Origin of the sequence: Glycomyces sp. L485, assembly GCF_022548875.1 — a bacterium.
Lineage (GTDB): Bacteria > Actinomycetota > Actinomycetes > Mycobacteriales > Micromonosporaceae > Glycomyces.
In genome coordinates, this window is record NZ_JAKZEW010000034.1 from 1 (window position 1) to 26,987 (window position 26,987).

Sequence of the window (26,987 nt, forward strand, 5' to 3'; positions counted from 1 at the left end):
ATAGGACCCACAACCCAACCTGACAGTTCCGGATTAATAGCTGACAGGCGGCTCAGATCAAAGCCGGTTTCCGGGGTGACAATGGCTCAAAGTCGCAGGTCAAGTCGCTAATCGGCGGTTGATCCGGGACTTCGACCTGGTCCGAAATCGGGCACGCGCAGACTCGAATGCGCCTGTAGTAGCTGATGAATCTGCAGGTAGACGGGGTCGTTCTCCGGTGGGCTTGACGCGGCTGATCCCCTGTCCATGGGATTGTCCATGGTCATGATGGGAGTATGACTTACAAACGTTCGCAACCGTCACGTCCGCGGGGGAGTATCCGGTCTCGCGGGAATGCCTTCCAAGTCCGTGTCTACGACGGCGTCGATCCCGCGACTGGCAGGCAGCTCTACCTCACCGAGTCCTGTAAGGACCGCGATGAAGCCGAGGCCACTCGCGTGCGGCTGGTCGCCCTGGCCGATGGCGGCAAGGCGGCAGCAGGCACATGGAGCTTCGGCGACGCAGTCCGGCACTGGCTTATCACCCGCGACGAGTACGTCGCAGCAGGAGAACTCGCAGCGGTAAGTCAGCGACAATCCCGATCTGGCCGAGACGCACGTCATTCCCGCACTGGGTGCGATCGCTCTCAGCTCGCTCGGGCGCGATTTTGTACAGGCTGCGGAGGGGCTCTACCGCGACATCGGCAAGTGCCGCATCCGCTGCGGAGGCCGCATGCGCATGGAACATCATCCGCCGGGCAGGCGCAACGCCCGCCTGGTGCGCGATCTGACCGGCCATCGGTGTGGTCGGCGCTGCAAGTCCCATGTCTGCACGCGTGCCTCGGCGTCGATGCTGCGTAAGGTCCACAGTGTTATCACTGGCACATGCGGCATGCTGTTTCGGTGGGGCTGGCTCGCCACTGATCCGTCCAAGCGCATCCGGGGGCCGAAGGCACCGCTGGTGATCCCGAAGGCACCGACGACCGCCCAGGTGGTCGCGCTGATCGAGGCCGCGTTCACCCAGAACCCGGACTGGGGAACGATCGTGCTGCTGCTGTCGGTCACCGGCGCCCGCCGCTCCGAGATCACCCGATCCCAACTCAAGCACGTCGACTTCGATCGCAACTTGATCTTCCTCGACCGCACCAAGGTCAAGGGCACCGCCCGGTGGCTCGCGCTCGATCCGGCGACCATGGCACTCTTGGAGGCGTTGCGCGACCGCATCGCCGAACGCCGCGGTGCCCTGGGCCTAGGACCGACCGGGGAGGAATACCTGTACTCCTACAAGGCCGACCACGCCAAGCCCGGTTCAGCGGGTTACCTCAGCAAACGCTTCAAGGACATGGGCAAGTCGATCGGCATCGACACCCACCCCCACGCTTTGCGCCACTACGCCGCTACCGAACTCATCGTCGGCGGTATCGGCATCGTCGACGTCGCCCACCGGCTCGGCCACAAATCCCCCTCGACCACCACCGACATCTACGCCGCCTGGCGGCCCGAGATCGATCAGCGCGCCGCCGCCCTGCTCGCCGGCAGCCTGACGCTCCCCGCCGACCTGCTCCCCGCCCCGACCGTCCGCGACCGCTCCGCCGAACAGACCCGCCGCACCAGTCCCGAAGTCGAGCAGCGCATCTGCGACCTGCGACAGCGCACCGGCTGGGGACCCAAACTCATCAGAGACCACCTCGCCGCCGAGCACATCGCCATCGACAAGTCCACCGTCTGGAAAGTGCTACGCCGCCACGAGCTCAACACCAGCAGCCCGACTTCCGAAAAGTCATGAGCGACACTCGAAGACGCTGAAGGCCGAGACCGAAGTTCGGATCGCCTGGCACGGATACCCTGCCAGGATTGCTGCGCGCTCGTATGCGATGTAGGGCTGAATTCGATGTCTAGAGTGGACTCGCAGTTCGGATTCAATATCCCGCGAATGCGGTGACGAGGCGCTCCGCCCGAACACACCTCCGCACCGCTGGAGGGCGCGTGACTGATCAGTTGTCGAGCAGCGACCGCATCCGGTCAGCGATCAGCGCGGTCGCCCGTTGCGGGGCGAGGCGCGAAAGCCGGTCGAGCAGGCGGGCATCGCCGCCGATGCGGACTCGGTACGTGCCCTTCTCGACGGCGGCGATGATCTGCCCGCCGGCGTCGGCGGCACTGGTCACCTTCGAGTCGGCGCGTGCGGGTGCAGCGACCCTCGCAGGAGTTTCGGCCCCTGAGTTGGCGAGGATGTCAGTCCCGACACCGCCGGGGAAGACGATGGTCACCGCGACCGACGAGCCGCGAAGTTCCGCGTACAGCCCCTCGGTCAGCAGCTTGACCGCCGCCTTGCTGGCCCCGTAGGCGGCCTGCCCGGGCACTGGCGCCAGTGCACCCATGCTGGACACGTTCACCAGACTCGCTTCAGGACGTTCGAGTAGCACCGGTACGAACGCCTTGACCATGTTGACCACGCCCCAGAAGTTGACCGCCATGACCTTCTCGATCTCGTCGTGTCCCAGGTTCTGCACGCGCGCGAAGCGCTGAATGATCCCGGCGACGTTGAGGACGCCATCGACCTGGCCGTGCAGCGCTTGCACTTCGGCCGGAAGCCGCTCGACCGCCGCGCGGTCGGTGACGTCGAGCGCATGCGCGGACAGTCGCCCATCGGCCGTGGCAGCGAGACGCGCGGTCTCGGCGAGGCCCTCCTCGCTGCGGTCGACCGCGGCCACATTCGCGCCGCGCTCGATGAGGCCCAGGACGACTTCGCGGCCGATCCCGTTGCCGCCGCCGGTGACGACGAAGACCTTCCCTGCTGTCTGCATTGCGATTGCCCTTCTGTTGCTGCAGCGGTCCGGCGGTCATCCGCCGTTGGATTGACGGGTGCCCTCGGCGAGGGCCTCGAAGGTGTAGAGGTAGCCGCCGTCGGGTCCGCTGACGGTGATGACGCCGTCGGTGGTCCCGGGGTTGATGGCGATGTTGGTCGCGGTGTCGAGGTCGGGTGCGTCTTCGGGGACGGCGATGACTTCGAGCAGGTCGCCGTTCGGGCCGTAGACGTGGATCTCCGGTTTGAGGTGGAAGGCTTGGTAGACGTTGCCGTCGGCGTCGACCGCGGTCGAGTCGACACGGGCCTTGCCGCCGTTGACGTACATGCCCGGGTACGCGGCGGTCACCTCGGTCCGCGTCTCGTCGAGTGCGAAGTAGTCGATGCGGTTGGCGTTGTACTGCGCGACCCACAGGCCGCCGTGGCCTTCGTCGAACGTGATGCCGTTGGGAGAGGGCAGATCCGCGGCGAGCACGGTGGCCTCGCCCTCGGCGCTGACGCGGACGACTCGCCCCGGGGTCTCCCAACCGGGGCCGAGCATGCCGCGGGTGTCGCTGATGTAGAGGTTCCCTTCAGGATCGAACGCGAGGTCGTCGGGCTGCATCGCGGTCCCGTCGACCTCGCCGGAGAAGAGCGTCCGATGGTCGGTCCCCTCCAAGGTCATGCTTGTCACGGCGCCGCCGATGATGTCGGTGAGGTAGAGGCGCCCGTCGAGCGGATTGATCTGGGCGGAGGTGAAGGCACTCGTCTCGTCGGTGTAGACCATCTGCGCGGTCGCCGCTTCGACGTCGACACGGAGCACCTTCGGTTTTCCGGGCGGTGCCATGACGTCGACCAGGAACAGCCGCCCGTCCTCGTCGAAGACCGGGCCCTCGAGGAGGGTCCCGCCGGACAGCGCATGAGGTTCGGTGACCTGCATCAGCTCGTCCGCGGTCTGGTGCTCGGGCCCGTTCGCGTCCTTCTCGGCGGAAGCCGAGTCGGCGCTGCATCCGGCGGCGAGCGGGACGAGCAGTGCACCGGTGATGAGGAGGCGCTTCACGAGGCCACCTCCGCGGCGGTGGTCTCGTGCACGAGGACGTCGCTCATGTCGCCCTCGCGCCATTCGCGCAGCAGCCGGTGGAAGGCGACGGGCCCTGGCGAATAGGAGAAGCCGGTGATCGACCGGGTGCCTTCGCCGTTGTAATAGCCCGGCGTGCATTCGGCCTGGAAGGCGGTGGTGTCGCGCGCCGTCTCCCGCAGGGTGCACAGCCATTGCTCTTCGGCCTCGGCGGTGGGCTCGATGCGCTGGGCCCCTGCGCGTTCGGCACGGGCGACGACAGCCGCCACATGCTCGGCCTGCTCCTGGAGAATGTGGACGAAGTTGACCGAGTTGGCGTTCTGAAGGGCGCCGAGGTGGAAGAGGTTCGGGAACCCGTGGCTGTAGAAGCCGTGCAGGGTGCGCGGTCCCGTCGCCCACGATTCGAGGAGGCCCCGGCCGTCGCGTCCGGTGACCGGCAGGGTGCCGGACATGACGCCGGAGACGCCGGTGTCGAAGCCGGTGGCGAAGACGACGCAGTCGACCGCGAACTCCTTGTCGCCGACGACGATCCCGCCTTCGGTCATCGCGGTGATGCCCTGGGTGTCACTGGTGTCGACGAGCGTGACGCCCGGCCGGTTGAACACCTGGAGGTAGTGGTCCGAGAACCCGGGGCGCTTGCACATGTACCGGTACCAGGGCTTGAGCGCCTCGGCGGTGGCCGGGTCGGCGACGACCTCCTCGACGCGGGCGCGGATGCGGTTCATCGTGGCGGCGTCGTCCAGCTCGTCGCGCAGCGCCCGCTCCTCGTCGGAGAGGGAATCGTCCACGGCACCGGAGATGATGTTGCGCTGCAACGCGACCGTGGCGGTCCATCCGTCGGTGACGAGCAGTTCGGAGACGGGCTCGCCCGCGAGGACGGCGAGGAAGTTCTCCATGCGCTCGCGCTGCCAGCCGGGCTTGAGCGAGGCGGCCCATTCCGGATCGGTGGGGCGGTTGTCGCGGACGTCGACTGTGGACGGGGTCCGCTGGAACACGAGCAGCTCGCCCGCGCTCTCGGCCAGGAGCGGCACGGCTTGGAGGCCGGTCGCGCCGGTGCCGATCACCGCGACCCGCTTGTCGGCCAGCCCGGTCAGGTTGCCGTCGGCGGTGCCGCCGGTGTATGCGTAGTCCCAGCGGCTGGTGTGGAAGGTGTGGCCGCGGAAGCGCTCGATCCCGGGGATGCCGGGGAGCTTTGGCTGGGTGAGCGTGCCGGTCGAGGTGATGACGTACCTGGCGCTGAAGCGGTCGCCGCGGTCGGTCTCGATAATCCATTCGCTCTGGCCCTCATCCCAGGTCAGGGAAGTGGAGCGGGTCTGGAAGAGCGTGTCGCGATACAGGTCGTAGTGCTCGGCGATGCGCACGGCGTGGCGGCGGATCTCCTCGCCTTTGGCGTACCGCTCGGTCGGCATCGCGCCGGTCTCCTCGAGCAGCGGCATGTACACGTAGGACTCGACGTCGCAGCGCACGCCCGGGTACCGGTTCCAGTACCAGGTGCCGCCGACGTCGCCGGCCTCATCCATGAGCCGGATCGACTCGAACCCGGCGTCCCGCAGCGACGCGGAGGCCAGGAGGCCCCCGAACCCGGCGCCGATGACGAGCACGTCGACCCCGTCGGTCTTCGGCTCGCGCTCGGTGAAAGGGGTGTAGGGGTCCTTCGCGTAGTAGCCGAACTCGCCTGCGGCGCTGCGGTATTGGCGGGCCCCGTCGGGACGGATGCGGCGGTCGCGCTCGTATGCGTACCGCTCGCGGATCGCTTCGAGATCGATCGGGGCCGGCTGGGACTCTTCCATGCTGTCTCCTTTTGTTCGGGAGGTTCGGGCTGGGATGGGTCCAGACCCGGTACGGCATCGCACCGGATACGTCCTGCAAAGAGGTTAGCTTAAAGCTAACTAAATCGGCCAGTCGGAGTTCCGCGAGCGACTACCGTGGAGGGGTGACGAACCAGGACAGGCGTGAAGTGCGCAAAAGCATCGAATCGTTGTCGGTCGCGATCTCGGCGCGGTCCATTCCGCGCATCATCGGGCCGCTCATGGAGACGCAACTCACTATCCAGCAGTTGAAGGTGCTCTCCTCGATCGTCGTGAGGGAGTCGTCCACGACCAGCGGCCTCGCGGACGACTTCGCGGTCTCCATACCCACGATGTCCAGGCTCATGGACCGCCTCGTCAATCAGGACCTCATCGAACGGGCCCCCGACGACGGTGACCAGCGCGTGCGGCGCCTGCGCCCGACCAGGCTCGGCAGAGCGGTCGTCGCCGAGATCCTCGGAGCCAGGCCCGAACTCGGCAACGATGTCATCGACGGACTCAGCCTCGACGAACTTCACGCCCTCGAAATCGGCATGCGCGCCGTCAACCGGGAGCTGCAAGCGCTCCGAACCCGCACCGGAGCGCCACCGCCCTAGATTCCGACTGTCCGCTCCACCGGTGCCGACGTGGTGATGCGCATCGGCGCCCAGTTCCCGCTTCCGGTGATCGAGGTGCTCCCCGATGGCTCGTGGCGGTCCGAGTTGCGGGCCAAGGGGAAAGCGCCGATCCCGGTCAGGGTGGTCCAGTACTCGGTGACCGCACGTGAGCGCGTGAGTGGGGCCGAGACGATCGGCGAGACGATCACCCTGGTGACGAACCTGTTCGACACCGTGGCCTACCCGATCGAGGACCTGCCGGGCCTGTACGGGGCCAGATGGCGGGTCGAGGAGGTCTTCGACGAGGTCAAGACCGAGCTGCGTGGAGGGACCGAGGTGGTGTTCCGCTCCCGCTCGCCCGAAGGAGTCCGGGCCGAGTTCTGGGGCCTGCTGTGTCTCTACCAGGCCATCTGCGATCTGGTCGGGCACGTCGCACTCAAAGCCGGCGTGGGGCCCGAGCGGATCAGCTTCGCCGCAGCCCGCTCGTTCGTCCGCCGGACCGTCGCCTGGATCGGTCCGGCCTTTTCCCCCCTCGGCCCTGACGATGATGCTCCGCCGGGCCGTCCGTGAGTTGAAGCGGAAACTCGTCAAGCCCCGCAAGGGAAGACAAGCGCCGAGGGAACGACGACGGGGCAACCACCGCGCCGCCGCACGCACAAGCGACACCGCTGCCACGACCACCATGGACTACACCATCACTATCTGGAAACTCGCTCCTGAACAGGCATAACAACCTAAGGAAGCGGTGTTGCAGTCAGCACCGTCCTGGCGTCCGCCAGCGATGGCCGGGCAACGGGCCGGCTAGGTGTTGCAATAGGCCATCTAGCTGCGGGTTTGGGTTCGAATAAGCGAGACATAGGCCGACTTGTGGCCGCGTGTGAACACGTGTGACCGGTTGTGAATAGATGTGAACGGCCGTGGCCGGGTATAGTCTCGCGATTGTTCCCGGCCACGGCCCTTTCGCTGATGCACCTCGCGACCCACTCACCACCGTCAGCGGTGTCACCCGCGCCGCGCTCTACACCACTTACCTGCACCTCAAGGAAGAGTTCGAACGCCGCCGCGATCACCTTCGCGAGGCTGGCATTATCGCCGACACGCGACGCGCAGATCGAGCGACTGAAGGAACAGGTACGCCACCTCATGGAACGACTGTCCGCCCTGGACAAAGAAAACGCCGGCCTGACGGCATTTCGCACTACGGCACTGTCGCGGTTGGCCGCGCAGCACGAGGAGATCACCAGGTTTCGGGTTGTTAAGGCCGACAGGAGCAACGTCCGCAGTCTCCTGTCCGCCCAGGAGCGACAACCGAGACGATAACGGCTCAGGGGAGTTGACCGCGGCGGGATACAGGCAGCAACCGGCGAGTTGCGGGCGCCGCGCCAGCATTTGTGGTCACACGGTTTTGATCGTGCCGCCGTCGATGACGAAGTCGGCGCCGGTGATGTGCGCCGCCCGTTCCGAGAGCAGGAAGGTCACCAGGTCGGCGACTTCCTCGGGTTCGCCGAGGCGGCGCAGGGCGATTCCGGATTGCTCGGGTAGCGCGGCGAGGAACTCGTCGAGCGGCACGCCTGCGGCCTCGGCGAGCTTGCTGCCGAAGCCGTCCTCGCCGCGCCACGTCCGGCCGCCGATCGGGCCTGGGGAGACGGTGTTGACCCGCACGCCCCGCGGCCCGAACTCCTCGCTGACGCGCTTGCCGAACATCGTCAGGGCGGCTTTCGCCTCGCCGTAGCCCATCGGGTCGATCGCCGAGAGGCGGGCACTGATCGAGGAGATGTTCACGATCGCCCCGCGCCGGTCGACGATGCTCGGCAACGCGGCCCTGGTCGTCCAGACAGGACTGAAAAGGTTGAGGCCGATGGTCGCCTGCCATTGCTCCTCGCTGACGTCCAGGACGCCGCCGAGGCCCATGGCCGCCGAGTCGCCCCACCCGATGTTGTTGACCAGAAAGTCGATCTCGCCGACTTTCTCGATCGCCCGGTCGACGACGGTCGTGGCCCCTTCACGGGTGCTCAGGTCGACGGCCACGGTGGCGGTGGCGACCTGCTTGAGTTCGGGGGTGAGAGTGCGGGCCGCGCCGACTACGCGCACACCCTCGGCGGCCAGCGCCTTCGTGATGGCCAGGCCGATGCCGCGGCCGGCGCCGGTAACGAGGGCGGTCTTGCCGTTGATGTCGAGGTCCATGATTCCCTTTCCATGAACTGATGGATCAGAGGTTCGGATGTGAACGAGCGCCTCAAGCGGCTCAGGGCCGGTCGATCGCTGGGGATCGACCGGCCCCGTGGGTTGTCAGAGTTTCTCGGCGCCGAAGTACTGCTCGACCGTGGTCGGTTGGATCCAGGGGTAGCGGTCGTTCCTCAGCGGCGGCAGCGTGGCTTCGCCTTTGAGCAGCCCGCGGTTGTACATGAGCGGGAAGTAGCCGAACACGTTCTGGGGATCGCGCGCCATGAGTTCGGCGATCCGGTCGTCGAGGTCGGTGAGCGAGCCGAGTTGCTCGACGCGCAGCCGTTTGCCGGAGGCTTTCTCGAAGGCCGCGACCAGGCCGTGGAAGTCGAGACGGTCGCCGGCGACCGGGAGGACCCGGCCGATCGGCGTGTCGTCCAGCGCGGCTGCGGCCGTGTAGCGGGCGGTGTCGGCATAGGTGGTGTATTCCACGGTGGCCTCACCGTCGCCCCACAGGTAGGCGGTCTGGGTGTCGGGGTCGATGAGGCGGAGCCAGTCGAACAGCACGCCGCGGTCGAGGAAGCCGCCGCTGAGCACGCTGACCACCTCGGCCTCGCCCCGTTCGGCGTCAGCGGTCTCGGCGAACTGGCGGCGCCAGTCGGAGGGCAGGATCTGCCCGGGCGGGAGCTTGAACAGGTCCAGCGTGTAGTCCGAGGGGATGAACCGCCGCACACCCGCGTCGCGGGCGGCGCGCAGCAGCGCAGTCTGTCCGTCGATGATGACGTCGGGGCCGCCCTGCACGGCGGAGACGACCGTGGTCGCGCCGGCAGTGAACGCGGCCAGCGCCCCAGCGGCCGACTCAGCGGCGTTGGCGCCGAGTTCGCCCTCCACGACCTGCGCACCCTTGGCTTCCAGGTGGGCGATCTTGCTGCGGCTGGCCGGCCGTACGAGCAGCCGCAGCTGCGTGTCCGGCTGCGCGAGGACCGCCTCGGCGATGAGGCTGCCGAGGCGTCCGGTGCCACCGGCCAGGGCGATGATCTTCTGGTCGATCTTGGTGTCCATGATTCCTTCCAGGATTCGGTTTCTGTGACGTGTCGCGGATCTAGAGCGCTCTAGTTTTGCCAGGCACGGGCTTGGGTAAGTAGCGGCTGGCGGTCATGCACTGGGGCCGCCAGGGCGTCAAGGACATCCTGGACCTCACCGACGCTGAGCCCAGCTCGGGAGTTCGACGGTGGTGGTCATGAGGTCTCCGTAAGTTAGTAAGCGGTCCGGGAGGACCGGGAACTTCCACCGGCCCAAGCGCTACAGCCGCAAGCTGCGGCGCGTGTTCTACATGTCCGCCCAGACCAGCATCATCAGACCCGGACCGAAGCGGGACTACTACGCGAAGAAACGCGCGGAGGGCTGCCGTCATGCCCAGGCCGTCATCGCCCTCGCCCGCAGACGCGCCAGCGTCCTCTGGGCGCTCCTGCGCGACGACCGCCTCTTCGAAGAAACGGCCCCCGTCAGGGCTTGACAACATCATTGAGACTCCTTCGAAGCCTCGTCTTGTGTGGCCTTGTCTTGTGTCTGTTGCAGGTGGCCCAGAAGCGTCTGGAGGATCGTGTCGAGCTGCTCGGTCTGCTCGGGCTCGATGCCGTCGAGGAACCAGTGCTTGATCGAGCGCCAGTGCGGACCGAGCGAGCGCCGGTAGGCCGAGTGACCCTCGTCGGTCAGGCTGACGATGGCGGCGCGGCCGTCGGTGTCGGTGCCGCGACAGCGCTGCACCAGACCGCGCTGTTCCATGCGGCGCAGCTGGTGCGACATCCGGCTGGTGTCCCAGTCGAGCACCGCAGCCAACTCGGTTGATCGCATCGCGGCATCCGGTGCAGCCGCGAGCCGGGCGAGCACGGTGAAGTCCGGCTCGGACAGCCCCGATGCCTCCCATAGTTCGCGCGCGGTCTCGCGGCGGACCAACTCGCCCAGCACGAGGAAGTTCTGCCACACCCGCCGCTGCCGCGCCGTCGTTCTACCTGACATGTCAGCAACCGTAACCCGATTGCTGACACGTCAGCAAGAATGTGTGACCGACCAGACTCGCCCCGGCGTCCGGGCCGAGCCCGGGGAGCGAGGATTCTGGGCCAGAGTTCGTAACACGGCCCTGTGCAGGCCTTCCGTTGCCCGCGAACAAGACTCCGCCATCACGGCTGGCGAAGGTCACTCAAGCATCTTCCGCCGCACTACTAGCCAGATAGTCAGGGCCACAAACACCATCGAATCTGGGCCAGATCCCGCCGCAGTCCGTATGAGCCAACAAGCGTGATCTGCTGTCGAACGCCGAGCTCGGCGGCACCGTTCCAATGTGGCAGTGGATCGGAGATGACGCGGCTGTCAGGTTCAGCTACTGACGGCGGCCGCGGCCGGACACACCCAGGGCCGGGCGGATGCCCGGTCCTCGGCGCCGAGCCGCCGGTAACTCGCCGGTCAAGCCTCTACGCAATCCACACCGTTGACGTGGACCCGGATATCGGACGGCGCAGGCGGATCCCCGGATCCGATGAATCCGACATACGCGCTCTGGCCGACCGGGATCGTGTTGTTCCACGAGGTCGGCGTGATGATGACATGGGATCCGCCTTGGGTCACATCGGCGTTCCAGATGTGGTGGATTGTGAACGGCAGGTCGATTTCGACGCCCCACCACTGGGCGTCCTCCACGAGCGGGGTAACGCCGATATGGGCCTGGTAGCCGCTGCCCCAGACGTTCGGAATCGTGTATTCGTACTCGCAGTAAGGGTCGGGATCGGCGTCGAACTCGATGGTGTGCGAATCGCCGCAGCGGCCGGGCCAGGTCGAGCCATCGGGGTTCCGCTCCTGGCAGATGGCGATCTCGACGGCGTCGATCCAGGTCGGGGCCTCGAACGCGAACGCGTAGTCCGGAAGCGGGTACGTATTCGCGGGGAAGGGCACGCTGTGCTCACCGAGCGGGAGACCCGCGCCGGAGAACGTGAACTCGATCTGCTGGGGGGCGATTGCGACCGGCGGGCACGGCTCGGGCTCGGTGCCGCCCGGGACCGCCACGGACCTCGAGCCCGTCACCTCGACGCGCGGCTTCTCGGGCGTGTGGTTGGCGCGGCGACTGATCTCGCCGACAGTCCCCAGGTAGGTGCACTCTTCTGAGCCCGGGGCCCAGGCGCTGAAGGACTGCGGTTCGGATTCGGGATGTGCTGCGTTCGCCGGGGCGGCGGCGAACACCGTCAGCAGGGCGGCTGCCGCTGCCAACGCCACCGGGAGGATTCGAGGGTGGTTCATGGGGGCTCCAATTGGTTCGGTCTCGGCCGTGAGTCCATTATGCCCAATTGAATTGATACATGTCAATATATACGTCATTCTCGGGCGAATGAGTATCGGGTACCTCAAAACGTATGCAGCTGAGGGACGTTCGCTCCCGCGTTTCGTGCGGCGCGAACCAGGCGCTTGACACTGCGAATACTGACGCCATACTGAATTGCAAGGTCTTTCTGCTTGGTCCCGGCGGCGAATGACGCAGCGAGCGCGGTTCGCTGGTCAGGGGAGAGGCGCCGGTGAAGAGGGCGACGTACCCAGGTCGAACTGTCTTCTACGGAGCTGTCGGACGTGCTGGCAGGCGGCCGGGGCCGTGTAGTGCCCAGTCAAGTTGAAACGAGTTCGGCGTCTCTGAGCGGGATGCCGCGATGCGGGTGACTGTGGGATCTGGCATGCTGGCAAGAATTTTTGGCTCCTACAGCATGTGGAGACCTGGGGTGGCGATAGACGGCGGCACGTACGTCTTCGGGTCCGATCGCGGACGGCTGCGCCTGCGTACCGGTCGTGCCGGTCTGGGGCGGCGAGCCGGGCATGATCTGACGATTGAAGCATCGCGTTGGCAGGGGAGGGTTTCGGTCGATACCACCGAGCCCGCTTCGAGCAGCGTGGCCATGGCAGTGGAGGTCAACTCCCTGATCGTCATCGAGGGCACCGGGGGGCTCAAGCCGCTCACGGCCGGCGATCGCGCCGAAATCGTCCGGGCCCTGCGCGGCGATCAGCTGCTGCACACCGTGAAATACCCGGATATCAGGTTCGTGTCCACTCACATCAGCAGGTCGCCCGACTCGTTCGCTGTCCATGGCGATCTTTCGATCGTCGGTCGGACTCGCCCGATCACGGTCGACTGCGCCATGATCGGTCCTCGTCGTGTCAGAGGCACCGCGATTGTGGTGCTCTCGCGGTGGGGCATCGGGCCGTACTCGGTCTTCATGGGTGCCCTCAAGCTGGCCGACGAGGTGGGCGTCGAGTTCGAGACCGAACTCGCTCCGACTGGGTAGCCGATACCACGTGACCGTGTCGCGGCGCGCAAGTCAAAACCATTGGGCGAGCGCGACGACTTCAAGCCCTGTGCGCCCTGATCAGCATTGTGACACCCGCTCACGCGAAAGCCTCGGGCCCGGTCGCCGCCCGGCTGATCCCACTGGACGAGGCCGAGGAGCGCTTCGGCGTCCGTTCCCGCTTTCGACCTGCGGTGGGCCTTCGGCGACGAGTCCGTCCGCCGAGGTTCATCGGCTTCCTTCCGGAGTCCCTCACCTCGGAGGAGCTGGCGCCGCTGAACATGACCGTCGAGGAAGTGGCCGCTGGGCTGCGATCCAGGCCGAAGGCGTTGACGGTGGAATGTGCGGCATCAGCAAGGACCCCGATGAGGCAGAAGCCGAGGCCGGCATCGGAATAGATCGCATGCCCAGCACGTTCCATGACGTGTCAATTACTTTTTTCGAGCAGAGGTAGATCATGAGCGGTGCATCTGTATACCACCGGAGCTTGGCCCGAGTGGACAAGAGTCAACATCTGGGCCCTGATGCCCAGGTCGACGACAAGGCGCTCGCCTTCGCCCCGACCGATCCCGCCCTGACCGACCCGTTCCTGACCATGGCCGAGGACTGGTTCTCCAGCCCCGGCTTCGAATGGCACCCGCACCGCGGGCTCGAGACCGTCACCCTCGTGGTCGACGGCGTGCTCGAGCACGGTGACAACCTCGGCCACGCGGGCGCCCTCGAACCCGGGGAAGTGCAGTGGATGACCGCCGGGAAGGGGATCATCCACCGGGAGCTCGCCTACCGCAACGAGCATGCCCACGTGCTGCAGCTGTGGCTCAACCTGCCCCGTACCGAGAAGATGACCGACTCGCGGTACCAGGACCTCACCCGCGCCGCCATGCGCCACGTCCGCGCCCCCGGCGTCGTCCTCGACATCCACGCCGGCACCGTGGGCGACGTGACCGGGACCGCGCAGACGCACCAGCCGGTACAGGGCCTGGTCGCCGCCATCGATCCGCTGGCGTCCTATGAACTCGCCGTCCCCGCCGAGCACCGCCTTTTCGCGCACGTCATCAGTGGCCGGGCGCTCATAGGCGGGCGCGAGGTCGCCGCGGGCCAGACTGGCTGGTCCGACCCCGTTGCGGGCGTGGACGAAACGGTGCTGCACCTGGCCGTGCCGGACGGCGACGCGCCGACGCGCGTCATGGTCTACAGCGGAACTCCACTCCACGAACCGGTCGCCTTCGGCGGCCCGTTCGTCATGAACAGCCGCACCGAGATCGACGAGGCGTTCCGCGACTTCCGGTCCGGCACCTTCGGCCCGGTTCCTCGCCAGGCCCGCCTCGCCTACGACCGCTGACCGACCCCGTCTGGTCAGCAATGGCAGCGGCTGTGCCGCTGGGTCCCGGCCCCGTCCGAACGCGGCCGCAGACGACCGCGCCCTGCAGGTCCCGACCGGACGATATTCCGCTCGGCGGCGGCTTCTCGGACGGTCGACACCTCGACCTCGACCTATTGGTGTTCGAGGCCGTGTCCAAACCGAAGCCAAGAAAGGCTACATCGGACGCTTCTGCGAGGCATTCTGTCCGGAGAATCGGGGGGACCTCAAGGCGCTAATAGAGCGGGTTCGCCCCTGGCGGCCGTTCTTCGGGAGCGACCGGGCCCGGGGCGGTGCCGCGGCCGAACGGCGTCCCGCCGAGCCGCTCTCGGCCGTGGTCGGAGAGCCAGTTGTCCAGGTCGGGCCCGGCGGGGACGATCCGGGTCGGGTTGAGGTCCTCGTGCACCACGTAATAGTGGCGCTTGATCTGGTCGAAGTCGACGGTGTCGCCGAAGCCGGGCGTCTGGAACAGATCCCGCGCGTAGCCCCACAGGTTCGGCATCTCGGTGAGCTTGTTCCGGTTGCACTTGAAGTGGCCGTGGTAGACGGAGTCGAACCGCACCAGCGTGGTGAACAGCCGGATGTCGGCCTCGGTGATGGCGTCGCCCATGAGGTACCGACGGTCGGCGAGGCGCTCCTCCAGCCGGTCGAGGGCGGCGAACAACCGCTCGTAGCCACGGTCGTAGGCGCGCTGGGACCCGGCGAAGCCGAGGCGGTAGACGCCGTTGTTGACGTCGGTGAACAGGCGCTCGATCACCGGGAGCATGTCGTCGATCAGCTCGGCGGGGATCAGGTCCGGCGCGCCCTCGCGGTGGTGAGCGGCCCACTGGGTGGACAGGTCGAAGGTCAGCTGCGGGTAGTTGTTGGTGACGACCGCGCCGGAGGGGATGTCCACGAGGGTGGGGACGGTGACGCCGCGAGGGTAGTCGGGGAAGCGCTTGAAGTAGTTCTCCTGCAGCCGTTCGGTGCCGAGCACGGGATCGCGGCCGTCGTCGGTGAGGTCGAACGTCCAGGATCGGACGTCGTGCACGGGCCCCGGGGTGGCCAGCGAGATCACGCCTTCGAGGCCGAGCAGGCGGCGGATGATGATCGAACGGTGCGCCCACGGACAGGCCCGCGCGGCGACGAGCCGATAGCGTCCGGGCTCGACCGGCCAGGCCTGGGCGCCCTCGGTGAGGCCGGCCATCCGCGGGTCGCCGATCTTGGAGGACGGCTCGGTCGGCGCAGACCTCGCGGCATCCACATCCGCCACGACACGGTCCTCGATGTAGTTGGTGTCCCGGGTGAACTCCTCACCGGAGACATAGGAGCCCTTGGTGGAGTACTCGGGACCGGCCTGGTCCGCTCGATTCTCTTCCATGGCCTCAGACTACGCAGGATCGGCGGTCCGCCGCTCAACCCTTGACAGCCCCGGAGGTCATCCCGGCGACGATCCGTCAGAAGAAGACGTACATGACCAGCGGCGGGACCATGATGAGCGGGACGTTCATGAACGGCGGGTTCCACGCGCTCAGCCACTGCGAGGTGCAGTTGGGGGTCGCTGCACGGTCGCGTTGCGCTCGCCCGAAAGGAAGCACAGCGCGTAAAGGTGATGCCGTGGAAGAACGCCCCACTACGATGAAGTCGTCCCAGGACCGCGGACGGAACCTGTCACCGTCACGAGGGAAGATCGCTCCATGTCCGACCCGACCGCCCGCGCGCTCGCCCTGCTCAATCTGCTGCAGTCTCATCGGCACTGGTCCGCTCCCGAACTCGCCCAGCGCCTGGAGGTCACGGTCCGGACCGTGCGCCGGGACGTCGAGCGGCTGAGGAACCTCGGCTATCGCATCGACTCAGCCCCCGGCGCGCACGGCGGGTACCGGCTGGAAGCCGGCGCGTCGCTGCCGCCCTTGCTGCTGTCCGATGAGGAGGCCGTCACGATCGCGATCGGCCTGCGCCTGGTCGCGGCCGGCCGCATGCGCCGCGGCGCGGAATTCGCGCTCTCGGTCCTCGCGAAGCTCGAACAGGTGCTTCCGTCGCGGCTGCGGCGACGCGTGACCGCACTGGCCCCTGCCCTCCAGAGCACGCCAGGACCGGGCGGGGTGTCCACGGCGGTGCTGACCGATCTCGCGCTCGCCTGCCGCGATCGCGAGCGTGTGCGGATCGGCTACCGGCCCGAAGACCGCGAAAGCGAGGAGCGCCGCGTCGAGCCCCATGCCCTCGTCCCGATCGGCGCCGACTGGTACCTGGTGTGCTGGGACCTCGACCGTCACGACTGGCGGACGTTCCGGGTCGACCGGCTGGCGAATGTCGAGCAGCTGCGGGTCGGGTTCGCGCCGCGCGCGCTGACGCCGGAGCGGGTCGAGGATCTGGTCGCCGTCGCGCGGACTTGGGGGACTCGCACCGACGAGGCTGCGGCGATCGTCGACCTGCCGATCGAGCGGTTCCGGGCCGTGTTCGGGGAGTGGGCGCGGGGTGCGACGGTGGAGGGCCCGGATCGGACGCGCTGGCCGGTCGGCGGAGCGGACGTGCGCGACATCGCCTACGGCCTGTCCTGGCTCCCGGCCGGGACCGGGTATCGGGTCGAGCTGCCCGAGCCTGAGCGTGCCGAGCTGCGGGTGCTGTTGCGGGGCATGCTCGACGCGCTGGGCCGGTGACCTTCGGAACGGTCACCGGCCGGCACGGATCGCCCCTCAGATCCGGGGGTCGCGGAGCGAACCCATCGCCTCGGTCAGGGTCGAGTGGACGTACTCAAGTTCGGGTGTGCTGAAGGCGCTCCAGTCGGAGTCCCCTTCGGCCTGCCGTTCACTGGCGTCGTCCGACCATTCGGGTGCGGCGTCCGGATGGTGCCGGTAGACCCACCAAAGGTTAGCGGCAGGGTCCTGGAACCGGGCGAGGGTGTCACCGAAGAAATCCGTGGGGCGCGTGACGATCCGTGCGCCCAGCCTCTCGGCGCGGGCGAGCACCGCTTCGACGTCGTCGACGTAGACGCGGGTCAGCGCGGGCGTGAACGGCCAGGCGGGCTTGCGGTCCGCGATGCTCAGCAGCGAGTCGCCCACGCGCAGTTCGGCGTGGAGGATCAGTCCGTCGGTGTCGAGGGTCCGGGCCTCGGGGACCTCCTCGGCCCCCAACACCTCGATCAGGAAGTCGATCAGGTCGGCGGCGCCGTCGGCGACGATGAACGGATTCACGGTGTTCGAGCCGGTCGGGACGGGAGGCAGCGCGGTCATTGGAACATCCTTTCGTTCGGTGGTTGACTCCCTCATCGTCACCGGCAACCAGGTCAGAACCCGTCCTTGATCCGCCTCGATTTCGACCGAAGGGCGGCTAGGTGTTCTGTCCTGGGAGTTTGTGAACACATAGCGTCCTCCACATCGAACGACCGACGCGTCGAAATCGAAGCGGGTCAGGATTGCGCAAGCGTAGCCAGCTTGCTTCAGCTCAGGAACTGCCATAGCACCGGGTCGGCAGCCCTTTCTGAATCATGTTGCAGCACAACAGATTCACTAGAACGGTTCCTCAATTCTCGAACGTGGCCCAGGCTCGCTCACTCACTGTCGTATCTTTGGGATCACTGAAAAGGGGGCACTGTGGGCGAAGAGATCACGACGGCCAAGGAGGCCGCCGACAACGCTTCGGTGCTGGCCTTCGGGCGGCTGCTGGGCGCGGCGAACCGCCTCGAATACCTGCTCGGGCGTGCCATCGAGGAGGCGTGCGGGATCACTCACCTGATGTTCGAGGTGCTGCTGATCCTGGGACGGGCCGACGACTCCGGGATGCCCATGGGCGACATCAGCCGGGCCCAGGTGCTCACCACCGGCGGGGTGACTCGGCTGATCGACCGCATGGAGGCCGCCGGGCTGGTCGAACGCGTGGCCAATCCCGGTGACCGGCGCGGTCGCCTGGTGCGGCTGACTGCGGCCGGGGAGGCCAAGGTCGTCGAGGCGGCGCGCGTCCACCTCGCGAACATCGAGCGCTACTTCGTGGAGCCACTGCCCGTGGAACACCGCCGCCAGTTCGCCGACGACCTGCGAATCCTCAGTCGTTCAGCCCGCGATTCAGTAGGCCGCCTGCGATAGTCGATGTGATTCGAACCCTCATCCAGTCATATGGAAATATCTGATTAGTCAGATACTGTTTAATCAGATGAATCGGCCTCGTGTCGCGCGGGGCCCGCAGCCACCTTACGAGGAGCCATGATGAACGCACTGGAAATCAAGATTCTCGACCTCGACTTCCCTGCCGGGAACAAGGCCAAGACGGCCACCCTCATCACAGCCGAGAACGAGGCCCTGCTGGTGGACGCGGGCTTCACCCGTGCCGACGGGCACCGCCTCGCCGCCGAGATCCTCGATTCCGGCAAGACCCTCACCACCGTCTACATCAGCCACGGCGACCCCGACTTCTACTTCGGGGCCGAGGTCCTCGCCGACGCCTTCCCCGAGGCCCGCTTCGTCGCCACCGCACCGGTCATCGACCACATCAAGCACTCCTACGAGGGCAAGCTCAAGGCCTGGGCCTCGGCGGGGACGAACCTGCCGACCCGCCTTGTCGACCTCGAGGTCCTCGACGGCGACATCGCCCTCGAAGGCAGCCGCTTCGAGCTCAAAGGCGGTGTCCCGGGGCTGGCCGACCGGCACTACCTCTGGCAGGCCGACCAGCGAGCCGTCGTCGGCGGCGTCCTCGTCTTCGCGGGTCAGCACGTGTGGACCGCCGACACGGACGCCGACGCCCGCAAGGTCTGGCGTGACGCACTCGACGAGATCGAGGCTCTGAATCCTGCCCTGGTGATCCCCGGCCACCGCAAGCCCGGCGCGCCCGCGACGGTCGAAGCCGTCCGCTACACCCGCGACTACCTCCTCGCCTTCGAGGAGGTCCTCGAAGAGCAGCCCGACGGCGCGGCGGTCACCAGCGAGCTGGAGCGCCGCTACCCAGACGCCGAACTGCTGGTCGCCGCCCAGATCGGCGGTAAGGTGGCGAAGGGCGAGATGGCATGGGGCTGAACGAGACCGGCTTCGCGAACTCCACGGCTCCGAGGGACGTCGTCAGGCGTCAGTATCTCGCCTCGGCCGCGGGCGACCTGGCAGCCCTGCGGGCCACACTCGCACCCGATGTGGAATGGACCGAGATGGCGGGCTTCCCGCTGGCGGGCACCTACAGCACGCCAGAGGGCGTGACAACGAACGTGATGGAACGCCTCGGCGCCGACTGGATCGACTGGACCGCCCACGACGACGCCTACGTCGTCGACGGCGAGAACGTCGTCGTCCTGGCCCGCTACACGGCGACCAACAAAGCCACCGGCAAGCCGATCGATGTGCGCGTCGCCCACCACTTCACCGTCAGGGGCGGGCTCATCGTCCGGTTCGAGCAGTTCGTCGACACCGCGAAAGTCCGCGAGGCCATGTCATAGGGCAGCACTACCCGCTGAACGCTTTGATCGACGCCGACCGCCCGCTGCGGCTCGGCGTCGATCTGTCCGGGCGCGGCCGCCCAGCTCCGTCCGTGAGTCCACGCCGTGGCCGGTGACTCCCAGCGAGATATTGCGCTCATGAATGTTATGGACTAACATTACGTTCATGGCAATCTCCTCGAAGCGCGAACGCACCCGGTCGCGACTCGGCGAATGCGCGCTGGCGCTGTTCGAGGAGCGAGGTTTCGAGGCCACGAGCGTCGCCCAGATCGCGCGCGCGGCGGGGGTCACCGAGATGACGTTCTTCCGTCACTTCGGCGCCAAGGAACAGGCCGTACTGACCGACCCGTTCGACCCGGTCATCGCCGAGGTGGTCAGTGCCAGGCCACGAGATGAGGAGCCGCTGGCACGCGCCGTCCGCGGCCTGCGGTCGGCACTGTCGGGACTGTCCGAAGCGGATCTGGTGATGGTGCGGCGGCGTGTCCGACTCGTCGCCCGCACGCCCGCGCTGCGCGCCGCGGCCGTCACCCAGAACGAGGTGACATCGGCTGCCATCGCCGAACGCCTTGCCGCGGGCGGCGCCGATCCGTTCACCGCCCGGGTCGCGGCCCAGACCGTGCTGGCCGCGGTGACCACCGCGCTGTACGCATGGGCCGAGGATCCGCACTGGACCCTCATCGAGAGCATCGGCGCCGCCCTGGACGTCTTGGACCAAGGTCATGACTGACCGTCTGCTCGTCAGCGAAGTAGTCCGCGCCTACGGGCCCGCGGCAGGCGTGCTCGGCGTGACGCTGCGGGTCGAACCCGGCCTCGTGCACGCACTCGTCGGCCTCAACGGCGCGGGAAAGACGACCCTGATGCGTGCCGCCCTCGGGATGATCCGGCTCGACTCGGGATCGGTTCACATCGGCGGCGTCGCGATCGGCCGGATGCCCGCCCCCGCATGGGCCCGGGTCGGCCACCTGCTCGACAGCCCGTTCGCCTACCCCGAATTGGACGTCCGCGCGAATCTCGAAGTGGCCGCGCGATTGCGAGGTCTGCGTGCCCGCGCCGTGCCCGGCGCGGTCGATGCGATCATCGCCCGGATCGGCATCACCCGCTATCGACGGACGCGGGCCTCGCGACTGTCCAAGGGCAACCGACAGCGCCTCGGCCTGGCCGCCGCGCTCGTCGCCGAACCGGACCTGATGATCTTGGACGAACCCACCGACGCCCTCGACCCCGCCGGCGTGATCGCACTGCGCGAGACGTTGCGCGAGAGGGCGGACCGCGGCGCGGGGATCCTGGTATCCAGCCACCATCTCGACGAGGTCGCCCGTATCGCCGACCGGATCTCGGTCATGAACCGCGGCCGGATCATCGGCACGCTCGACCGCGCCGGTGCCGAACTGGAACGGGCATTCTTCGATCTCGTGCTCCGCGACGACGAACGGCGCACCGATGTTGCAGGCGGCCCGTCGTGAACGGCCTGCGCGCCGCCCTGTGGGTGGAGGCTCGGAAGGCGGCGACCGCCCGAGTGCTGTACGCGGGAGCCGTACTGCTCATCGCCGGCACCGGCATCCTCGGCGCCTCCCTGACAGTCGCGGTCGAGGCCGGAAACGACCAGATCACCGCCAAGCTCGGCCAGACCGCCGACGTCGCCGGATGGCCGCTCATGATCGCCACGGTGACGCAGATCGTGGCGGCCGGCGCGCTCCTCGCGTTCGGCATCACCTTGAGTTGGGTCTTCGGCCGCGAGTTCACCGACGGCACGGTTTACGGCCTGTTCGCACTGCCCGTGACGCGCACCGCGCAGACGGCCGCCAAGTTCATCGTTCATTTCGGATGGTCGGTGGTGGCGGCCGCGGTCCTGACCGGCCTCGTGGCCCTGGCCGGTTTCGCCATCGGGCTCGGTGGAATCGACGCGCCGATCGCCGAAGGACTCGGCCGCCTCTTCACCCTGTGCGCCATGAGCGGTCTCGTCGCCGCTCCCGCGGCCTGGGCAGCGACGTTCGGCCGCGGTCCGATGGCCGGCATCGCGGCCACGATCGGGCTCATCGTCCTCGCCCAAGTCGCGGTCCTCGCATTCCCCGAGGCGAGCGCCTGGTTCCCGATCGCCGCACCGGCGCTGTGGGCGTCGCGCCCCGACCAGGTCACGGGCGTCCAGCTTGCCCTGACCCCCGCCTTCGCCATCGGGTTCGCAGCGCTCACGGCTTGGGCCTGGAAACGGCTCCAGCTGGACCGCTGACCGAGACCGCGATCCGAGCTCGGCCGCACTCCGTCGATGACTCGCCGACGCGCCGCCACCAGCCCGAGGCCCCGAACCCGCCCGAATGGTGACCGAGGCGACGTCCGGCATCCTTGCCGATCTGCTTAGATGTCAGTCAAAATAAACGCATGTCGAAGCAATCTATAGGCCCGCTGACTCCGGTCGCGATGGACGACTGTCGAGTTCCCCTGGTCAACGAGCCGTTGAACGCCGATCAGGCCGAGCGGCTCGCCCCGTCGTTCAAGGCCCTCGGCGATCCGATCCGGTTGCGGCTGCTTTCCTTGATCGCCTCCCACGAAGGCGGCGAGGCGTGCGTGTGCGACCTGACCGACGCCTTCGACGTCTCCGCCCCGACCATCTCCCACCACCTCAAGGTACTGCGAGCGATCGGCCTGGTCACCTCCGAGCGCCGCGGCACCTGGATCTACTACCGAGCCGAACCCGCCGCGCTCGACCTGCTCTCCACCCTCCTCTCGGTCCCGCAGGAGGTCGGCGTATGACCACGGCCGAGGCCAACGCCGCGACCGCGATGGGCGGCAGGCTCTCCACCCTCGACAAGTACCTGCCGGTATGGATCGGCGCGGCGATGCTCGCCGGCATCGCCCTCGGACAATGGGTTCCCGGTATCAGCGGCGTCTTGAGCGCCGTCGAGATCGGCGGAATCTCGCTGCCGATCGCCGCGGGTCTGCTGCTGATGATGTACCCGGTGCTCGCGAAGGTCCGCTACGACAAGCTCGACTCGGTGACCGCCGACAAGCGGCTGCTGGTCTCGTCGATCGTCCTGAACTGGTTGATCGGACCGGCGCTGATGTTCGCGCTCGCGTGGGTCTTCCTACCGGACCTTCCGGCGTTCCGGACGGGTCTGATCATCGTGGGCCTGGCGCGCTGTATCGCCATGGTCATCATCTGGAACGACCTCGCATGCGGCGACCGTGAAGCCGCAGCCGTCCTCGTGGCGCTGAACTCGGTCTTCCAGGTGATCGCCTTCGGGGCGCTCGGCTGGCTCTACCTCGACGCCCTCCCGCGCTGGCTCGGCCTCGACTCGACGGGCCTGGAAGTCTCGGGCTGGGAGATCGCCCTGAACGTCGCGGTGTTCCTCGGCGTCCCGCTCGCCGCGGGCTACTTGACGCGGCGCATCGGCGAACGCCGCAAAGGCCGGGACTGGTACGAGGAGCGGTTCCTGTCGAAGATCGGCCCGTTCGCGCTCTACGGCCTGCTGTTCACCATCGTGGTCCTCTTCGCCCTCCAAGGCGAGGCGATCATCGCCCAGCCCATGGACGTCGTTCGGATCGCCCTCCCGCTCTTGGCGTACTTCGCAGTCATGTGGGCCGGGTCGTTCGCATTCGGCAAGGCCGTCGGTTTGAACTACGAGCGCACCACGACGCTCGCGTTCACTGCGGCGGGCAACAACTTCGAACTCGCCATCGCCGTCGCCATCGCGACCTTCGGCGCCGCGTCGGGACAGGCTCTCGCCGGAGTGGTGGGTCCGCTCATCGAGGTCCCGGTCCTGGTTGCTCTCGTCTACGTGAGCCTCTGGGCCCGTCGCCTTTTCCGGACCCCGGAACTCCAGGAAGCCTGACCGTGTTCGCCCCGCCGAGTGTCGCGACGGTCGGCGGCCGTTGAAGAAAAGGATCACCACCATGTCTGAGAAGCCGTCCGTCCTCTTCGTCTGCGTCCACAATGCCGGGCGCTCGCAGATGGCCGCCGGTTGGCTGGCCTACCTCGCGGGCGATCGCGTCGAGGTCCGCTCCGCCGGATCGGCTCCGGCCGACCAGGTCAACCCGGCCGCGGTCGAGGCCATGAGAGAGGTCGGGATCGACATCTCCGCGGAGTCGCCGAAGATCCTCACCTATGACGCGGTCGAGGCCTCCGACGTGTGCGTCACCATGGGCTGCGGCGATGCCTGCCCGGTCTTCCCCGGGAAGCGCTACCTCGACTGGAAACTTGACGATCCTGCCGGTCAAGGTGTCGAGGCCGTCCGCTCGATCCGCGACGAGATCAAGACCCGCATCGAGGGCCTCATCGCCGAACTCCTCCCTGGTGAGGAGACCATGGATTGACTACCGAGACCGTTCGCGAGGGTGCCCTTCGAACGGTGAGTGGGGGTTCCGGCAGGCACCCACAGAAGCGCGTCAGGTTCCGTGCGGCTTGGCCCGGAGGCCGCAATCCGCAGGGAGGCGCGGCTTCCGCTCAGGCGCTTGGCAGTCCAGTCGCGGCTGCAGCGGAGCCAGCGGAGTGAGTCATCGCCGTCGCTTGGAGGTGTTGCCGGCGTGCGCGGCAGCCAGGTCGAGGGCGATGGCCAGGATCAGCGTGCCGGTCCAGACGTTGACCGGGTCGAAAAGCAGAGGCTCGTGGGCGCCCACGAGGTTCGCGATGAGCCAGACGATGAACCAGACGAATGTCATGAACGGTTTTCCCTTCACGCTGCACGGTAGTGCGCGGACTCGTCGTGTCGGATGCTTGCTCGCAGCATAGCGGGACTCACCCGAGGTGGGGACGACCTTCGAGTTTGCCGGAGCGAGCGCTCTGAGCCCCGGTTCGGCAAGACAGTGGCGGGCGGTTCCGAGTTCCTCCTCGCCCTCCACCGCCTCGCCCGGTCACCGATCATGCCGGCGATGCTGTTGCGCGGAGCCACGGATGACTCCGGAGGGCGCGGCGCCGCCGAGGGGTCGGACGTTCGGACGTCTCTCGAGGCACCGGATTGATTTATATCAACATGTTGACACCGGAGTGAACGATCACTATCCTCAGGAGGCACCAGATAGTGAGCGTTCACTTTCTGGCACGACACCCTCTGACAGCCCCCGCAACTGAATGATGCGAACTTCAATGAAGAGGACGAATCCATGCCCCCCAACCGAAAACCCCTCCTTCCTTCCCTTGCCCGATTCGCCGCGGCGGTGGTGTGCGCACTGGCGGTCGCGATCGCGACCGTCGTATTGAGCGCCGCGCCGGCCGCCGCCGCGAACACCACCTACTACGTGAGCGCTGCCGGCGATGACGCCAATGCCGGAACCAGCTCCGACCAGCCCTGGCGGACGCTGGACAAAGTGAACGGCACGACATTCGGCGCCGGCGACCAGATCCTCCTGCGGTCCGGCGACACCTGGACCGGGCAGCTCTGGCCCAAGGGCTCCGGATCCGCAGGCTCCCCGATCACCATCGACAGCTACGGCACCGGCGTCAAACCCCGGATCGTCGGCGCCGGGCTCGTCCCCGAAGCCGTGCGCCTGTTCAACCAGGAGTACTGGGAGATCCGCAACCTCGACGTCTCGAACACGGTGCCGTCGACCAGTACACCGGGGGAGAACCTCGGCGACTTCCGCGGCATCGGCGTCCACGGCGACAACGGCCAGACACTGCGCCACTTCGTGATCGACTCGGTCGACGTCCACGACGTCACCGGCGAGATCAACTGGATCGGCGGCAGCACCGCCAACAATTCCCCGGGCATCACCTTCGGGACCGGTTGGGACCGCTCGAAGAACACCGGCGGCATCATCTTCCTCACCTCGGTGGCCGACATCGAGAACCCGGGCGACCCGACGGTGCTCACCGGTATCACCGTGGAGAACTCCACGATCAAGAACACCTCGTTCGGCGGCATCACCGTCAAGCAGTACACCGGTGACGCTCCGGGCGCGGTCGAGACCGGCTGGGGCACTCGTCGGACCGCCGGCGACACGCGCTTCACACCGCACACGGACGTCACGATCCGCGGCAACTACATCACGCAGAAGGACACGCAGTTCGGCGCCAACGGCGTCTACCTGACCAACGTCCGTGGTGGCCTCGTCGAGGACAACGTGGTCGACAACGTCGGTGTGTCCGGCATCGAGACCTTCGCCGCTGACCAGGTCACCGTCCAGTTCAACGAGATCTTCGGGACCGAACGGGCCAACGGCAGCGCCGACGGCAACGGCATGGACCCCGACATCGCCACCACCAACCAGCTGTTCCAGTACAACTACCTGCACGACAACGAGGACGGCATTCTCCTCTGCGCTTGCAACAGCAATTTCAGGTTCGGCAGCGCTGTCGTCCGCTACAACGTCGTCACCGGCTCGACACGGTGGAACCTCCACATGTCCCAGACGTCGGGCACGAACGCGCACGTCTACAACAACGTCTTTTACAGCAGCGTCGCCCCGAACATGGTCTCGGGCGGCACCAGCGGGCCGGTGACGCTGAACAACAACCTGTTCATCTCGGATCGCTCCGACGTCGGGTTCGTCACGCCGACCAACCTGATCTACCACACCAACGGGTACTCGTCGAACATCACCCCGCCGTCGGCCGACGGCGACGCCGTAGTCGGCGACCCGCTGTTCGTGAACGGCGCCGTCACGGGGCCGTACGGGGACGAGAACGGGCCGCGGCTGGACACCGCCGAGAACTTCGCGCTCCAGGAGGGTTCGGTGTTCCGCGAAGCGGGCGTAGAGGTCGCAGACAACGGTGCACGCGACTTCGTCGGCGCTGCGGTGCCGATGGGCACGGCCACCGACATGGGCGCGTTCGAAGCCGACGGCTCCGCGGTGTACGGGGTGTCCGAGTCGTTCGACGGCCTTCAGACCGGCCCCTTGGCCAGTGGGACGAACGGCTGGCGGGTCACCTCGGCCAACAACGCGGTCGACGTCGTCGAGACCCCGTCGGCGAGTGACAAGAGCGTTCGGCTGACCCGGACCGCCAACGGCGGTGGGGTCGACGGCACCAAACTCGCCCGCGTCTTCGCCGACCCCCTGGAGGGCGTCGTCACCGTCGAGGCGAGCGTGATGCGCAACGACACCGAGGGCGGCTGGTTCGGCCTGCCCTATGTGTACAACACTGACGGGGTGCAGGCGATCAGCGTCGCTTTCGCCAATGGCAACATCCTGGCGTACCAGGGGAACTCCTCGAGCGTCGTGGGCTCGTACCAATCGGGCCAGTGGTACCGGATCGCAATCACCATCGACACCGACGCCCAGAGCTACAGCCTCGATGTCGACGGCCAGCGAGTGGTCACAGACGCCGCGTTCCGCAACGCCATGCCCGGCGTAGCGCAGATCGCCTGGTACGCCAACGCCAACGAGCGGGGCTCGGCTCACATCGATGACGTGAGCGTCGACGCCACGGGTCTGCAGAGCGGGCAGACCTACCGCCTCCGGAACAACTCGACCGGTCAGTATCTCGACTCCGAACTCGACGGCCTCGTCATCCTGCATGAGGGCACCGTCTACGACGACCAGCACTGGATTCTCACGGAGGAGGAGCCCGGGTACTG

At 67.3% G+C, this 26,987-nt stretch carries 27 protein-coding genes and 1 pseudogene; 17 read left to right on the plus strand and 11 right to left on the minus strand.

The genetic code is table 11. The features are described from left to right. Positions 1 to 939 precede the first annotated feature (939 nt). On the plus strand, positions 940 to 1,764 hold the full coding sequence (locus L0U85_RS15400) for a site-specific integrase (protein WP_241378645.1): 825 nt from the start codon (positions 940 to 942) through the stop codon (positions 1,762 to 1,764). Positions 1,765 to 1,972: 208 nt separating this feature from the next. Here L0U85_RS15400 and L0U85_RS15405 read toward each other — a convergent pair whose 3' ends face one another. From L0U85_RS15405 to L0U85_RS15415, 3 genes are read right to left on the minus strand one after another with little or no spacing between them, the layout of a single operon-like run. Then, positions 1,973 to 2,782, minus strand: coding sequence for an SDR family oxidoreductase (locus L0U85_RS15405; protein ID WP_241378646.1), 810 nt, complete (start codon positions 2,780 to 2,782; stop codon positions 1,973 to 1,975). Between the two features lie 36 nt (positions 2,783 to 2,818). Continuing rightward, the gene (locus L0U85_RS15410) at positions 2,819 to 3,820 is read right to left on the minus strand and encodes an SMP-30/gluconolactonase/LRE family protein (RefSeq protein ID WP_241378647.1); all 1,002 of its coding nucleotides are present in this window, start codon (positions 3,818 to 3,820) and stop codon (positions 2,819 to 2,821) included. Beyond that, entirely contained in the window at positions 3,817 to 5,628 is a 1,812-nt protein-coding gene (locus tag L0U85_RS15415) for an FAD-dependent oxidoreductase (RefSeq protein ID WP_241378648.1), read from the minus strand. Before L0U85_RS15415 ends, L0U85_RS15410 begins: the two co-directional genes overlap by 4 nt. A 167-nt stretch (positions 5,629 to 5,795) precedes the next feature. Here L0U85_RS15415 and L0U85_RS15420 point away from each other — a divergent pair, with 167 nt between their 5' ends. Both L0U85_RS15420 and L0U85_RS15425 read left to right on the plus strand, forming a co-directional pair. After that, positions 5,796 to 6,242: a MarR family transcriptional regulator gene (locus L0U85_RS15420; RefSeq protein ID WP_241378649.1), complete on the plus strand. Its 447-nt coding sequence runs from the start codon at positions 5,796 to 5,798 to the stop codon at positions 6,240 to 6,242. Positions 6,243 to 6,278: 36 nt separating this feature from the next. Then, positions 6,279 to 6,812: a transposase gene (locus L0U85_RS15425; RefSeq protein WP_241378690.1), complete on the plus strand. Its 534-nt coding sequence runs from the start codon at positions 6,279 to 6,281 to the stop codon at positions 6,810 to 6,812. Between the two features lie 825 nt (positions 6,813 to 7,637). Here the strand turns inward: L0U85_RS15425 and L0U85_RS15430 are convergent. Next, complete coding sequence (locus tag L0U85_RS15430) at positions 7,638 to 8,426, minus strand: SDR family oxidoreductase (protein WP_241378650.1); 789 nt, start codon at positions 8,424 to 8,426, stop codon at positions 7,638 to 7,640. A gap of 105 nt (positions 8,427 to 8,531) precedes the next feature. Continuing rightward, complete coding sequence (locus tag L0U85_RS15435) at positions 8,532 to 9,467, minus strand: NmrA family NAD(P)-binding protein (RefSeq protein ID WP_241378651.1); 936 nt, start codon at positions 9,465 to 9,467, stop codon at positions 8,532 to 8,534. Positions 9,468 to 9,660: 193 nt separating this feature from the next. On the opposite strand from L0U85_RS15435, the pseudogene L0U85_RS15440 reads away from it, so the two are divergent. After that, positions 9,661 to 9,921 (plus strand): annotated as a pseudogene (locus L0U85_RS15440) (IS110 family transposase); the annotation flags it as partial. Between the two features lie 5 nt (positions 9,922 to 9,926). On the opposite strand, the gene L0U85_RS15445 reads toward L0U85_RS15440, so the two are convergent. Together L0U85_RS15445 and L0U85_RS15450 are read right to left on the minus strand one after the other, a co-directional pair. Further along, positions 9,927 to 10,424, minus strand: coding sequence for a MarR family winged helix-turn-helix transcriptional regulator (locus L0U85_RS15445; RefSeq protein ID WP_241378652.1), 498 nt, complete (start codon positions 10,422 to 10,424; stop codon positions 9,927 to 9,929). 444 nt (positions 10,425 to 10,868) lie between these two features. Further along, complete coding sequence (locus tag L0U85_RS15450) at positions 10,869 to 11,696, minus strand: cellulose binding domain-containing protein (protein ID WP_241378653.1); 828 nt, start codon at positions 11,694 to 11,696, stop codon at positions 10,869 to 10,871. 470 nt (positions 11,697 to 12,166) lie between these two features. On the opposite strand from L0U85_RS15450, the gene L0U85_RS15455 reads away from it, so the two are divergent. Further along, positions 12,167 to 12,727, plus strand: a complete 561-nt coding sequence (locus L0U85_RS15455) for a YceI family protein (RefSeq protein WP_241378654.1) — start codon at positions 12,167 to 12,169, stop codon at positions 12,725 to 12,727. 496 nt (positions 12,728 to 13,223) lie between these two features. Further along, positions 13,224 to 14,069: a pirin family protein gene (locus L0U85_RS15460; RefSeq protein ID WP_241378655.1), complete on the plus strand. Its 846-nt coding sequence runs from the start codon at positions 13,224 to 13,226 to the stop codon at positions 14,067 to 14,069. 253 nt (positions 14,070 to 14,322) lie between these two features. Here L0U85_RS15460 and L0U85_RS15465 read toward each other — a convergent pair whose 3' ends face one another. Both L0U85_RS15465 and L0U85_RS15470 read right to left on the minus strand, forming a co-directional pair. Beyond that, complete coding sequence (locus L0U85_RS15465; RefSeq protein ID WP_241378656.1) at positions 14,323 to 15,447, minus strand: glutathione S-transferase C-terminal domain-containing protein; 1,125 nt, start codon at positions 15,445 to 15,447, stop codon at positions 14,323 to 14,325. A gap of 76 nt (positions 15,448 to 15,523) precedes the next feature. Continuing rightward, positions 15,524 to 15,664, minus strand: a complete 141-nt coding sequence (locus tag L0U85_RS15470; RefSeq protein ID WP_241378657.1) for a hypothetical protein — start codon at positions 15,662 to 15,664, stop codon at positions 15,524 to 15,526. A 99-nt stretch (positions 15,665 to 15,763) separates the two neighbouring features. Between L0U85_RS15470 and L0U85_RS15475 the strand changes: the two genes are divergently transcribed. Continuing rightward, positions 15,764 to 16,723: a WYL domain-containing protein gene (locus tag L0U85_RS15475; protein WP_241378658.1), complete on the plus strand. Its 960-nt coding sequence runs from the start codon at positions 15,764 to 15,766 to the stop codon at positions 16,721 to 16,723. Positions 16,724 to 16,759: 36 nt separating this feature from the next. On the opposite strand, the gene L0U85_RS15480 is transcribed toward L0U85_RS15475, so the two are convergent. Next, positions 16,760 to 17,296 (minus strand): VOC family protein, encoded by a 537-nt coding sequence (locus L0U85_RS15480; RefSeq protein ID WP_241378659.1) that lies wholly within the window; start codon positions 17,294 to 17,296, stop codon positions 16,760 to 16,762. A gap of 360 nt (positions 17,297 to 17,656) precedes the next feature. Here L0U85_RS15480 and L0U85_RS15485 point away from each other — a divergent pair, with 360 nt between their 5' ends. From L0U85_RS15485 to L0U85_RS15525, 9 genes are all read left to right on the plus strand, one after another. Beyond that, the gene (locus L0U85_RS15485) at positions 17,657 to 18,145 is read left to right on the plus strand and encodes a MarR family transcriptional regulator (protein WP_241378660.1); all 489 of its coding nucleotides are present in this window, start codon (positions 17,657 to 17,659) and stop codon (positions 18,143 to 18,145) included. 120 nt (positions 18,146 to 18,265) lie between these two features. Next, a complete protein-coding gene (locus tag L0U85_RS15490; RefSeq protein ID WP_241378661.1) occupies positions 18,266 to 19,069 on the plus strand; it encodes an MBL fold metallo-hydrolase in 804 nt (267 codons plus the stop codon). After that, on the plus strand, positions 19,060 to 19,479 hold the full coding sequence (locus L0U85_RS15495; protein WP_241378662.1) for a nuclear transport factor 2 family protein: 420 nt from the start codon (positions 19,060 to 19,062) through the stop codon (positions 19,477 to 19,479). The genes L0U85_RS15490 and L0U85_RS15495 overlap by 10 nt, the downstream gene beginning before the upstream one ends. Positions 19,480 to 19,645: 166 nt before the next feature. After that, positions 19,646 to 20,206 carry a TetR family transcriptional regulator gene (locus tag L0U85_RS15500; protein WP_241378663.1) on the plus strand — a complete coding sequence of 187 codons (561 nt, stop codon included), beginning with the start codon at positions 19,646 to 19,648 and terminating at the stop codon, positions 20,204 to 20,206. Next, positions 20,199 to 20,942 (plus strand): ABC transporter ATP-binding protein, encoded by a 744-nt coding sequence (locus tag L0U85_RS15505; RefSeq protein WP_241378664.1) that lies wholly within the window; start codon positions 20,199 to 20,201, stop codon positions 20,940 to 20,942. The genes L0U85_RS15500 and L0U85_RS15505 overlap by 8 nt, the downstream gene beginning before the upstream one ends. After that, positions 20,939 to 21,706, plus strand: coding sequence for an ABC transporter permease (locus tag L0U85_RS15510; RefSeq protein WP_241378665.1), 768 nt, complete (start codon positions 20,939 to 20,941; stop codon positions 21,704 to 21,706). The genes L0U85_RS15505 and L0U85_RS15510 overlap by 4 nt, the downstream gene beginning before the upstream one ends. Before the next feature lie 149 nt (positions 21,707 to 21,855). Then, positions 21,856 to 22,227 carry a metalloregulator ArsR/SmtB family transcription factor gene (locus tag L0U85_RS15515; protein ID WP_241378666.1) on the plus strand — a complete coding sequence of 124 codons (372 nt, stop codon included), beginning with the start codon at positions 21,856 to 21,858 and terminating at the stop codon, positions 22,225 to 22,227. Then, positions 22,224 to 23,306 (plus strand): ACR3 family arsenite efflux transporter, encoded by a 1,083-nt coding sequence (gene arsB, locus L0U85_RS15520; RefSeq protein ID WP_241378667.1) that lies wholly within the window; start codon positions 22,224 to 22,226, stop codon positions 23,304 to 23,306. Before L0U85_RS15515 ends, arsB begins: the two co-directional genes overlap by 4 nt. 61 nt (positions 23,307 to 23,367) lie before the next feature. Then, positions 23,368 to 23,787, plus strand: a complete 420-nt coding sequence (locus L0U85_RS15525) for an arsenate reductase ArsC (RefSeq protein WP_241378668.1) — start codon at positions 23,368 to 23,370, stop codon at positions 23,785 to 23,787. A gap of 180 nt (positions 23,788 to 23,967) precedes the next feature. Here the strand turns inward: L0U85_RS15525 and L0U85_RS15530 are convergent, their stop codons facing one another. Beyond that, positions 23,968 to 24,132, minus strand: a complete 165-nt coding sequence (locus L0U85_RS15530; RefSeq protein WP_241378669.1) for a hypothetical protein — start codon at positions 24,130 to 24,132, stop codon at positions 23,968 to 23,970. 441 nt (positions 24,133 to 24,573) lie between these two features. Here L0U85_RS15530 and L0U85_RS15535 point away from each other — a divergent pair. Beyond that, on the plus strand, positions 24,574 to 26,987 hold a 2,414-nt coding region (locus L0U85_RS15535; RefSeq protein WP_241378670.1), incomplete at its 3' end, for a right-handed parallel beta-helix repeat-containing protein.